Origin of the sequence: Mucilaginibacter pankratovii, assembly GCF_014773265.1 — a bacterium.
GTDB lineage: Bacteria > Bacteroidota > Bacteroidia > Sphingobacteriales > Sphingobacteriaceae > Mucilaginibacter > Mucilaginibacter pankratovii.
In genome coordinates this window covers 117,920-130,030 of the sequence record NZ_JACWMY010000007.1, presented here as the reverse complement: position 1 = coordinate 130,030, position 12,111 = coordinate 117,920, and the positions used below count along the sequence as shown (strand labels likewise).

6 protein-coding genes are annotated in these 12,111 nt (G+C 48.7%); all 6 read right to left on the bottom strand.

The features are described 5' to 3' along the window. Positions 1-87: 87 nt before the first annotated feature. The 6 genes from IDJ77_RS14805 to IDJ77_RS14780 all read right to left on the bottom strand — a co-directional run bounded on the left by IDJ77_RS14805 (position 88) and on the right by IDJ77_RS14780 (position 12,056). Positions 88-2,064 (bottom strand): alpha-L-arabinofuranosidase C-terminal domain-containing protein, encoded by a 1,977-nt coding sequence (locus IDJ77_RS14805; protein WP_191189749.1) that lies wholly within the window; start codon positions 2,062-2,064, stop codon positions 88-90. Positions 2,065-2,131: 67 nt separating this feature from the next. Then, on the bottom strand, positions 2,132-3,622 hold the full coding sequence (locus IDJ77_RS14800; RefSeq protein ID WP_191189748.1) for an arabinan endo-1,5-alpha-L-arabinosidase: 1,491 nt from the start codon (positions 3,620-3,622) through the stop codon (positions 2,132-2,134). 112 nt (positions 3,623-3,734) lie between these two features. Next, complete coding sequence (locus IDJ77_RS14795; RefSeq protein WP_191189747.1) at positions 3,735-5,300, bottom strand: RagB/SusD family nutrient uptake outer membrane protein; 1,566 nt, start codon at positions 5,298-5,300, stop codon at positions 3,735-3,737. Between the two features lie 31 nt (positions 5,301-5,331). Continuing rightward, positions 5,332-8,691, bottom strand: a complete 3,360-nt coding sequence (locus tag IDJ77_RS14790; RefSeq protein ID WP_191189746.1) for a TonB-dependent receptor — start codon at positions 8,689-8,691, stop codon at positions 5,332-5,334. Positions 8,692-8,846: 155 nt separating this feature from the next. Continuing rightward, positions 8,847-9,932 carry a FecR family protein gene (locus IDJ77_RS14785; protein WP_191189745.1) on the bottom strand — a complete coding sequence of 362 codons (1,086 nt, stop codon included), beginning with the start codon at positions 9,930-9,932 and terminating at the stop codon, positions 8,847-8,849. Between the two features lie 405 nt (positions 9,933-10,337). Then, the gene (locus IDJ77_RS14780) at positions 10,338-12,056 is read right to left on the bottom strand and encodes a tetratricopeptide repeat protein (protein ID WP_191189744.1); all 1,719 of its coding nucleotides are present in this window, start codon (positions 12,054-12,056) and stop codon (positions 10,338-10,340) included. Positions 12,057-12,111 lie beyond the last annotated feature (55 nt).

Here is a 12,111-nt window from a genome sequence, read left to right as displayed (position 1 = left end):
CTACAATATTTATCGAGCCGATGGCTCTTTTTAAATTCAAAACCTTAAGTTGACGGCTATGCTCCAAACAGGGGAACTGATCTTCTGCTAAATCATTTTCAACCTGATAACTTTAAACGTAGCCGGCTCAACGGTTACCGTAACCGACTTGCCGCTCAAACCTATCGTGCTCTTTACCGGGGATACCGCTGTTGGTGTATCCAATGAATTTACCGCATCCTTTTTATAATTACCAAGCGTAATTACCGTGCCCGTTTTTTGGTAGGTTGATGTGCTGTTGATACTGAAAGTAACCGGCTTCGCCTTGTCGGTGGTATTCACAAATTTGATGATCAGTTCTTTGGTGTTTTTATCGATACTCGCGGTAGCATAAGCACCTTCCTCACCGCTTACCATTGCGCCATCGTTCAACAATGGCACCACATCGGTACCTTTATTAAGCGCATATAGCTGCTGCACATAGTAATTGGGTGTGCCGTACGAGCGCAGGTTATCAAACCAGATCAGATCCGGCGTCCATTGCCAGCCATCCACATGGGCAAAAAGCGGGGCGTAGGATGCCATATTTACCACATCGGCGTTACGTTCCAGGCCGGTCATAAAGGCAGCCTCGGCCAATGCGCATTCCCAGTTATTTTTATTCTCCGGGCTGCCGGTGGCTACACTTTGTGCCGCATATTCACCCGCGAAGATCTTAGGGCCTTTGCGGTCGTAATTATCGTACCGTTTGGCGTTATCTAAAAACCATTTCGGGGCCTTGTAATAGTGCTCATCCAAAATATCAGCGCCTAAACCCCTGAAGGTTTTATCAAGCAATTCAAACTCTTTGCCCTCGGCAAAAGGGCCAAGGCTGGATATAATTTTGATGGAGGGGTATTTATCTTTTATCGCTTTAGTGAACACCTTCCAGCGTTCGATGTATTGTTCGCCCCACTGCTCGTTACCTACACCCAGCATTTTCAGGTTAAATGGTTTGGGGTGGCCGAGGCTTGCACGCAGCTTACCCCATTTGGTATTAGGGCCGCCGTTGGCAAACTCAATCAGATCCAAAGCATCCTGCAGATAGGGGTCAAGCTGATCCATCGGCACCAGTTGCCCGGTGTTGAACTGGCAGGCCATGCCGCAGTTAAGAATAGGCAATGGCGATGCACCGATATCCTCGGCCGTCATAAAGTACTCCATAAAGCCCAGGCCAAAAGTTTGGTAATAATCGGGCGTAAGGCGATGAGCGAACTCCGTGTTCCAGCGGTTGATAATGTTTTCGCGTTTATCAATATCGCCGATGCTCTTTTTCCACTGGTAACGGTTCACCAGGTCACGGCCTTCCACAATACATCCGCCGGGGAAGCGCAGAAAACCGGGCTTCATATCGGCCAGTTTTTGCACCAGGTCGGCACGCAGGCCCGCCGGGCGGTTTTTCCAGGTATGCTGCGGAAACAGCGATACCATATCCAGATCTACCACGCCTTTACCCTTTAACCATACATAAAGCGATGCCTTATCCTCGGTAGCCGTAGCCGTGAACTTTACGTTGTATTTCTTCCAATTGGCCGATGTTGGCGTTAAAGTCCCTGTGCCGATAACATTGCCGCTTGCATTATGCAGTTCGGCAATTAACTTAATCAGGCTGCCTGCCGGTTTGCGGGCGGTAACGGTAAAGCTGTACGTCTCCCCTTTTTTGATCCCCATTCCGCGGAAACCCTCGTTGGACAAACCGAAAGAACCGGTATTGCTTTCTATATTTACTTTGATGGTATGCGCGTTCTCGGGGCGTTGGGCGGTACGGTCAACTACCTCCACGCTGCCTTTGCCGCCATTTTTTTGCCGTTCCTGCCAGCCCGCTAAATGACTGTTGAACTCGAACGAACGGTTCTTCACCAGTTCGGCATACACGCCGCCATCCGCAGCGAGGTTAATATCCTCAAAAAAGATACCGTACATGGTTGGCTCGATGTGCGCCTTTACCTTATCAGCCTCGATAGTGTAAACCTTGGGTGTTTGCGCCTGGGCCGTTGCTAAGGCCGCCATAGCACAGGCCGTAAAAATTGCTCTTTTAATTATCATGGATCTATTTGGTTTCTCTTCATTCTAAAACGTTCGGCATCTACTTCACTCTGCCTGCCGCAAACGCTTATTTCTTTTTGCCCCACACGGCCGTACCGTGATTATCCAGCCCTGTAAATATAAGGGTTGTTGCTATCTTATTCTCCCAATCGCGCTCGCGCTCTACTTTTATTTTGGCAGTGCTGCCATCGCTTAATGCAATATCTACCCAGGGCGCGGTGTACGCCCAGGTACCTGTAACAGCGCCGGTAATAGTACCACCTGTATTTAGTTTAATGGCGACCGAACTCTGCAGATCTGCCGATACCTGCTCGGCGGAATAGCCCGGCACAATGTGGTAATTTAAGTTGATCATTTCCCAATCACCCGCAAGGTCTGTTGCCGCTACAGCGGTTTGCGTTACGTTGGCATAGCGCTCCGGCGATACCACAGGCCAGCCATCCGGCGTGAACGATATTTTACGCACATGCAGATCCATAAAAAATGAATTTACAGCCGGCCTGCCCTGGTGGGCCATATAATACTGGCCGTTGCCATCATCAAACACGGCACAATGGGCCGTTCCCTGCCAGCCACCGTGGCCGGCAAACTGGTATGGCGCCAGTATCATGGGGCCATGGTCCTCGTTGGTGTTCAGGTCGTTCCCGTTGTAATCGTAAAACGGCCCTTCGGGATTATCGCCCCTGCCCACCCTCACATTGTACTTGGTTTGCAGCCAATCGTACGCTATAAAAATGAAATACTTGTTGAGCGTTGGGTTATAGATCACTTCAGCGCCCTCGATATTGCCGTTGTATTTACCGCCGGTAAAGCCCCGGTTGGCTATCCTTTTACCCTTATCGCCCGATGCTGCGGCAAGCCCGGTTGAAGCGTTTAGTTTCAGCATATAGATGCCATCCCAAGCCGAGCCGTAGTACATGTACTGCTCGCCCGCGGGCGTAACCACTACTGTAGGGTCGATAGCGTTGGTTTGTACGGCGGCGTCATTGGCGGATGTTACAACCAGATCTTTCTCCACCCATGGCCCTTCGGGCGACGAAGCGGTTGCCATACCAATAACACTTAAACGCGCTACTGCAGAGGATAACGAATAATATAACCTATATTCCGACCCAACCTTTAACACGTAAGGTGCCCAAAGCGCATTAAAGGGCGTACCGCCCAAATTCTGGATGAACTGTGCCCCTTTCGCCGGCAGCGAGTTAAATACCCAGCCCACAAACTCCCATTTCACCAGGTCTTTAGAGCGGCGGATCTGCAGCCCCAGCCGCACGTCTACCCCATAACCTACATCCGTGCTGTAGCTGTAATAGTAATCGCCAAACTTTTTTACCGATGGATCATGCACGTTATAAACCGTCCATTTTGTAAAGAACGTGAACGGCGCAACATCGGCATAAGTATCATTTATGGTGTTGATATCAAAAGCGGGGGTAACCGGCTTTGTGGTATCAACAGGCTTGATATCGCCCGGCGTAACGTCCTTTTTACTGCAGGCCGATGCCAGCAGCGCAAAAGCCGCAATAATGATCAAATATTCCCCTTCCCTCCAATTCATGGTTTATGTTTTTGCAGATGAATGCCATTGGTGGCGCCTCACCCATATTATCAATGTTTTAAAATAAGCTGCACCACAACCTGGTGCAGCTTAAACCAACTGATCTCGCCCGTTAATTGGCCGGGTTTGGCTTTAAGTTCTTGTTCACATCCAGCTCTGTTTGCGGGATGGGCAAGTATTCGTTACCGGGTGCCCAGGTGTTAAAATCGCTGTCGTGCGTTTTTAATTCGGCCAGTTTGCCGGCATTGTATAACCAGCCCCAACGGATAATATCGTTAATACGCTGCGCCTCTATGGCAAACTCCAGCGCACGCTCGTGGGCCAGCTGCTCGCGCATATCAGCCTGGCTCATACCGGGTTTGGTGGTTGCCAGGTCGGGCAGCTTAGCGCGGTTACGTACCCTTTGGATATACGGGTAAGCGCTTGCGGTTTGGCCCAGCTCGTTTAGCGCCTCGGCGTACATCAGCAGCACATCAGAGAAACGCAGCACACGGTAGTTGATACCCGAGTTCTCTATCCCGTTATTCTCGTTCACAAAACCGGGGATGCCATCGTGGGTGTATTTACGCGGGTAGATATTGGTTTTAGGGTTGTTCCATGGACCAAAGTAGGCCAACTCAGATACGCCCGGCTCGTAAGAGGCAATAGTAGCCAGCAAACGCGGATCGAGGTTACCGTCGACAGTTTTTTCCTTTTTAAATTCATCGTAGATCCAGCGGGTTGGCAGGAAATCCGAATAGCCGAAACCTTCCATGGCGTAGGTATGCCCAATAGAGTTTACCTGTTTCCAGTTGGCATTTGGCTCGCCGCCGTAGTTGCCAACCGTGCCGCCAACAGTAGAAGGATCTGCAAACTGGATCTCGAACAACGATTCTGTATTATTCTCATTGGTTGGCTTAAAGTTATCCCTGAAGTCAGGCACAAGGCTGTAAACATTCAATTCCGGACCATCAATGATCAGCTTGAACTGGTTAGCCGCTTCCTGCCATTTTTGGCGGTATAAATAAGCTTTGCCAAGCAAACCTACGGCAGCGCCTTTAGTGGCACGCCCTACCTGGCCCTGGTCGGCCCCGCTTACGCTGTTGTAGTTTACGGGCAACATCTCGGCCGCTTTCTGGAAATCGGCAAAGATCTGGTTCCATAATTCGTCTTCGGTAGCGGTTGGCGGGTAATACTCCGCCTGGTCTTTTGGTAAGGATATGATCAGCGGCACTTGCTTGTAAGTACGGGCAAGGTTGAAATAAGCCAGCGCTCTTAAAAAGTATGCCTGGCCAAGCAGGCGTTTTTTCAAAGCCTCATCCATGGTAATATCGGGCACGTAGGTTAACACCTGGTTGGTGCGGTAAACCCATTGGTAATGCTGCGCCCAAACCCATTGTACAGGGCCGGATGTTGTTGGGATGGTAAAGTTGGCCACCTGCACCAGGTCGCCCCAGGGGCTATCGCCTTTAAAATCGTCGCCGCGGCCATCGGTAAGGGCCGGGAACATGCGCTGGTAGCTGCCATCCTGTATCATGCTGTTGTAAATAGCTACCACACCTGCCGATGCATCGGCGGCGGTTTTCCAATACTGTACCGAAGTTTGAAGGTTGGGGTTTTGCTGCTCCAACCGTTTATCGCATCCAAAAAATGATAACGATATTGAGAGTACTATAATTAAATATTTAATTTTTTTCATGTCGATTCATTTAATAGTATAAAACACCTCGTTAAAAACCTACCTGTACGCCCGCTAACAATGTGCGCGGTTTAGGGAACGACCCCACGTCAAAACCCGGGTTAAACACACCCGAAGTAAAATCGGGGTTGAAACCTTTGTAGCCCTGGAACGAGTAAACGTTTTGCGCGGTGGTGTACACCCTTAAATTGGAGATGCCTTTGATGAGGTTCTTTTTAAAGGTGTAGCCCAACGATATGGTGTTGATTCTTAAATACCTGCCGTTTTGCAGCCATCCCTTACGGTCAGAATCGCGCTGATTTTGGTTAGGATCGTTGGCAACCACACGCGGGATATCGGTATTAGTGTTGGTTGGTGTCCAGCGGTTTAATATCTCGGTGCTGCGGTTGATGTAATCGGTAGTTACCATCAGGTCGCGGTACATGCGGCTGTTGATGAAAAAGCCGGAGCTGCCCGAAGCGAAGATGGACAGATCGACACCTTTGTAAGCCGCGGTAATGTTTAAACCGTAATTTAATTTGGGAATAGCGCTGCCCAGGTAGGTACGGTCGTTTGCATCGATGATGCCATTGCCGTCCAGATCTTTAAACTTGATATCGCCCGGCGCAGTACCCGGGAACTGTACCGCATGTGCTGCTATTTCTGCCTGGGTTTGAAAAATGCCTTCGGATACGTAACCAAAATGCTCGCCTACTTCGCCGCCTACGGCTGTTTTGGCACCAACGCCGTAAATAGGCTCATTGTTACCGCCAAGGGCAAGTACTTTGTTGTTTACGGTGGCTACGTTTGCAGCTACATCGAAGGTAAAATCCTTGCTGCGTTTGTGGTACCCTACCGAGATCTCTATCCCGCTGTTGCGCAATGTTGCGGCATTAATAGTTGGTGCTTGGTTTACCGAGCCGGTTGAGGACGGGATAGGCACCCCCACCAGTACATCTGCCGATTTGCTGTTATAATACTCAGCGGTAAGATCGAACATGCCATTAAACAAAACCGCATCGAAACCAACGTTGGTGGTGGTACGGGTTTCCCACTTAATATTTTCCGACACTAAGTTGGTAACCAGCCCGCCTGTAACTTTGGTATTGTTAAAATTATAAACAATGTTTGGGTTGATATAAGAAGTATACAGGTAATTACCGATGTTTTGATTACCCAGCTGGCCGTAGCTGGCACGGATCTTCAGATCGGTAAGGATATCTTTTGATACCGGGAAAAACTTCTCGTTGGTAACACGCCAGGCCACTGCGGCAGACGGAAAGTAACCGAACCTGTTATCGGGCGCAAAGCGGGATGAACCATCGCGGCGCAGGGTTGCGGTTAATAAGTATTTAGAATCGAAATTATAATTCAACCTGCCGAAATATGATGCCAGCGTTGATTTGCTGCGCGAACCGGAAACGGTTTTGTTGTTACCGTTATCCAGTACCAGGTAAGGCTCCACCACGTTTTCGGAATGGCCGCCCAGTACCTGGAAGTTGTCCTGCTGAAAGGATTGGCCCAGCAACAGATCAACAGCGTGTTTACCAAACTCCTTGTTATAGGTTAAGGTATTCTCGTTGATACTGGTGGTATACAAGCGCTCGGTATTATCTAAACGGGAGATGCTTTGTTTAAAAAAGTACCCCAGGTCGAACGGTGGCTGGTACGAGAAATCATTGGCCACCACCTTATCGTAGCTTACGCTGGTTTTAAACTTTAAGCTGTGCCCGTTGGTTTTCAACAGTTGTATTTCGCCAAAAGCATTGGCCAGGATGCGGTCCACATCGGTGTAATTGGTGATGAGCGAATTTACGCCCACTGCGTTCAACGAAATTACATTTTGGATGTTTGATTCGGTACCGCCGTAACCGCCAACTTTGTTAGGGTCGTATAAGGATTGGGTAGGCACAGCCTCTATCAAGTCGATGATCAGCGGCGGCCTGTTACCGGTAAGGATATCGCCCCGGTAGGTTAAAGCGTTCTCGTGCGAATGGGCGTAAAATACCGATTCGCCAAACCTGAAGATGCCTTTTTCGCCCGTGGTGTTGATACGGGTGGAGTAGCGGTCGTAAGTTGGACCCTTGCCCACAAACGTACCTTTGTTACCAAAGTAATCTAAGGATACGTTGTACGCAAAATGCTCGGCACCACCGCTAAAATTTAGGTTGTGGTTTTGGCGGCTACCATCTTTTTCGCCTACCTGCTGCCAGTTGGTGTTTACGTTGCTCACAAACACCGGCGAAGTTGGGTCGTTACCCGGTATCAGCGGTAAACCTGCATTGGTGTTTACCTCGTTGGCAATCATTTGATATTGCTCACGGTCTAATACCGGGATCTTCTGCCATATTTTGTCTATGCCGTAATAAGCGCTGTATTCTATCTTGAAAGGCGCACCTTTTTTGCCCTGCTTGGTAGTGATGATCACTACGCCGTTTGCCGCCCGCGAACCGTAGATAGCACCAGCCGATGCATCCTTCAGCACCTGCATCGATTCTACGTCGTTCGGGTTAAAGTCGCGCGGCGAATTGCTCATCGGCACACCATCTATAACATATAATGGCGCATTATCGCCAAACGTACTGATACCGCGGATGCGCACATTAGGGAACGCGCCGGGCTGCCCGTCGCTGTTTACCGTTACACCAGCCACCCTGCCCTGCAGTAATTGAGAAAGATCGTTAGTAGATAACTTTTTGGCTTCCTTTGCGTCAACAATACCCACCGAGCCGGTGATATCCTTACGCTTTACCGAGCCATAGCCCACCACAACCACCTCATTTAAGTTGTTGGATGTTGCCTTTAGCTGCACATTTACATCGGCATTGCCGTTTAGCATTACCTCCTGCGTGGCATAACCTAAAAACGAAAACACCAATACCACATTGTTGGCGTTCGCATCCGGTATCCCCAGGCTAAACTTACCATCGAAACCGGTTTGGGTACCAATATCGGTACCTTTTACCTTTACAGTAACGCCAGGCATGGGCGAGTTGGTTTCGTCCACCACTTTACCCGATACATTCAGCAAGGAAACCGTTCCGCCTTTTTCTGCCAGGATAACGAGGTTATTATCGCTCAGCCTAAAGCTTAAGTTGGTATTGGCCAGCAAAGCGGCCATGGCCTCATCAAGCGAGGCATTGCTTACGTTAAGGCTGGCGGCAACATCATACTTAGCCAATACATCATCGTTATACAGAAAATGATAATCCGACTTTTTCTCTATCTCCCGTAATGCCTTTTTAAGCGGCACATTTTGAAAACTGACGTTTATTTTAGCCTGCGCATACCCCTTTGAGAACGCCTGTAAAGACGTGGCTGCTAAGAGGATAACGATAAATTTTAACATAAGGAATACTTTCAAAAATTGGTTCAACCGCACCTTGGTAATGCGGTTTGCATTTTTTTTCATAATTTAGCATTAAGGTTATTTAACTAATTGGTTTTTAAAGGGCTGGTAGTTAAGTAGTACTATTACACGGGGGGATGCGTCAACATTTCCCCGTTTCTTTTTTTACTACAGGTTGCATAGTTATTTTTTCATAGGCTGCTGATTGGTTTTTTGGGTTAATAGATCAGGATGTGTTGATTGTTGGTTTTATAATGGAAATAGGTTGTTCCCTGTAAGGCTTTCAGCGCCTCAATAATGGTTTCTTTTTGGAATTTGCCGGTAAAGCGCAGTTTTTTCAATGCCTCAGTTTTAAACTCGATACGCACGTTGTACCTGCGCTCCATTTTTGTGGCAATGCGTTCGAAGTCTTCGGCGTCAAAAGCAAGTTTGTTCTCTATCCACAGTGCCTCTGATGGAAGAGTATCCAGCCGGGCCTGGTGTATGCGGCTTAAGGCAATCAGCGGTTCTTCCTGGGTAATACTACCCGATTGGCTGCTTATGGCTCCTTTCCCTGCCGGCTGCTCATTATTAATAACGGTTAGCTTTTCGGATGCCTTAAGAATGATCTTCTTTTCCGGGTTTTTTAACACGGTAAGTTCGATGCGCCCGCGCACCAATGATGCTTCGGAGGTTTTATCGTTGTTATAGGCCCTTACGTTGAACGCGGTACCCAATACTTTTATACTGATGGTTGGTGTGGTTACAATGAAGGGGCGTTTGGCATCCTTCACCACATCAAAAAAGGCCTCGCCGCTTAAGGATACCTTCCTAAACTCGCCGCCATAATCGGCCCCGTAGGCCAGCTTGCTGCTGCCGTTTAGCCAAACTTTGGTACCATCGGGCAGCTGTACTTTGCTGATGCCGTATTTCGGCGCGTTTATCTCGTTGGCTTTACCGGTGCCGATGGCCCTGTCGCCCCTTATCCAAAAAAAGCCGATAACCAAACAAGCAGCTATCCCGATTGAAATGAAGCGAATGATCCTTACTCTTTTTTGTTTGGAGGCCACCTGCTGTACAGCGGCAGTTTCCTCCGCTTCGTTTTGTTCTGCAATATCCAGCTGGTTTTCAAATGCAAGCCATTTGGCTTCCAGCTTATCGTTGGTTTTGGTTTGATGCTCGTTTTTCCATACCTGCTCCAGCATATCCAGCGGATACTGGTCTGCCCCGCCCTGTTGCAGCAATTCTTCAAGCTCCTGCAGTTCTTCTGCAGATGCTTCGCCATTTAGCTTTTTCCCAATAAGTATCCAGATGTTATTGATCATTATTCACGCCTCTACACCTAAAGACCATGAAAAAAGGAAACACCCCAGTGGGGATTGAAAATATTTTTTTTTGGGGGGGGGGGGGATAATTTCTGCTGGGCTATTTTACTCACCCCGAATGCGCTCCGCTGTTCGACCCTCTCTGCTCCGCAAAGAGGGTGAAGAGAAAAAAAGAAAATTTTGGAACCGCCTGTTCAGGCGTCTACGCCTGAACATATAAATCTGTAAGCGTCCACGCTTACGAGGTCGCTTTGCAAGATCGCTGATGTATGTAAGCGTGGACGCTTACAATTTTCGCATCCGGGCGTGGACGCCCGGACGAGCGCTGTTGAAAAAAAGATCTGCCCACTTTGCGAAGTAAACAGGGGCTGGGGCGAGTAAACTTACCGCGAGGACATTATCCCACTAAAAAACCGATCCTGCCGGCACGCTATCTGCTTCCGCAAAAGCACTTTGATACTTTATTTTATAGGCAGCAGCCTCGCGGGTCTTGTTTAATGCTACCATGCAATTATACATCCCCCGTAACGACCAACCGTTGCCTGGGTTCGCCAGCAGATCTGCCTTGTAAACTTTTGCCGCGTCGGCGGGCTTGTTTGTTTTTAACAGGTAGTGGCCCAAATACTGGCGCGCAGGGATGAACCAATCCTGCGGCTCGCGGTAGATCAGCCTGTCTTCTTCGGCAACGGCGTTGTTAAACATCGCTACAGCTGCGGCGTGTTTACCTTCGGCATACAATATTTCTCCGTTTAATATTGCCGCGGCAATAAGGCCCGGCTGTACGGGTTTGTTAAAAGGCAGCCGCCGGATAGCAAGCAACTTGTCTGCAAGATTACGCTGCAGGCCGTTAAGGCATTGCTTTGCATTACTTATGTCGTTACTGCGTACATAAGCCATGCCCTTTGCAAAATCATCCAATACCATGGCAAACTTCCAATTGGTATCGGGTCGCGGCTGGCTCAATACCTCCTGCCATTTACCCAGCCGCACCATAGCTACCTGTGGCAACATGTAAACAAACTGCGCATAAGGGTCGGTTTTAAAGGCCGGCCTTTGCGCTACCAGTCGTTCCCGTGCACGGTTATAAACCGGCAGCCCTTTTTGGTACATACCTGCGTTCATGGCACAGTATGATTGAACCGCAAAAACATGGATAAGGTTGTCCCTGCCTAAATTAAGGTTTGGGGCAGCAGCATCCACCCTATTGTTCACCTCGTTGGCTTCCTGGTTAACCGTTACGCCTTTGGCAAATAACCCGTTACGCTGGTATGCATGTGTGGCCATATGTACCATGTGCGAAACGCCCGGCATAATTTCTTTTAAGGTGTCGGCATACTTTAACATAGAGGCCGGATTGCGCGATGCCTCTGTTAAATGGATATAATAATGAAGCGCTGCCGGATGCTGCGGGTTTGTCTTTAAAATGCCTTGCGCCAAATTCACCAGCTCCATTGTCCATGGTTTTGGCGTACCGTCATTATTCCAAAAATCCCATTTATGGCAAAGCATCACGGCATCAATATATAAAGCTTTCGCGTCGTTATCGGCTGGATAAGCTGTAACGAGCTTCTTCATCGCAGCTGCGTAATTCAGGTCGAGCTGGTTGCGGTCGGCATTAGTGGTATCTGCCGAATAGCGCTGCATCATGGCGTTAATAAGGGCACTCTCTTTGGGTACCGCCCCGGTATTTGTTCTTTGCAGGGATGCCAGAACGCCCGGCACCTGTTTGTTCATTTTATAGCTGTAAACATTGTAATAAGGCCCTAAAGCAAGCGCCTGGCCCCAATATGCCATAGTGCAACTGGCATCAAAACGGGCTGCCTCTTTAAAAGACGCCTGCGCCTCGGGGAAATGATAGCTGTAGTAAAAAGCCAACCCCTGGTTAAAATATAGCTGAGCACTATCAGATGTGGTGTGTATCGGGTAACTGTACTTCGCCTGGCCCGAAATTATTGGAATAAATTTGCCGTTTAGGGCAGTGCTGGCCGTAGAAGAACTTGAGCCACATAGGCCGACGTTGCTTTTTAAATCGTGCGCGGGCAACTGCCATGCAGCATTTTTAGGCGTCGCCGCAAGCATAAAAAATACCGGTATCGCTACAAAAGCAAAAAGGGCTTTTTTCATATCAGTAATGTTGTATAAAGCTAACAACTAAACTTAAAAAAAGCCCAATTAAATT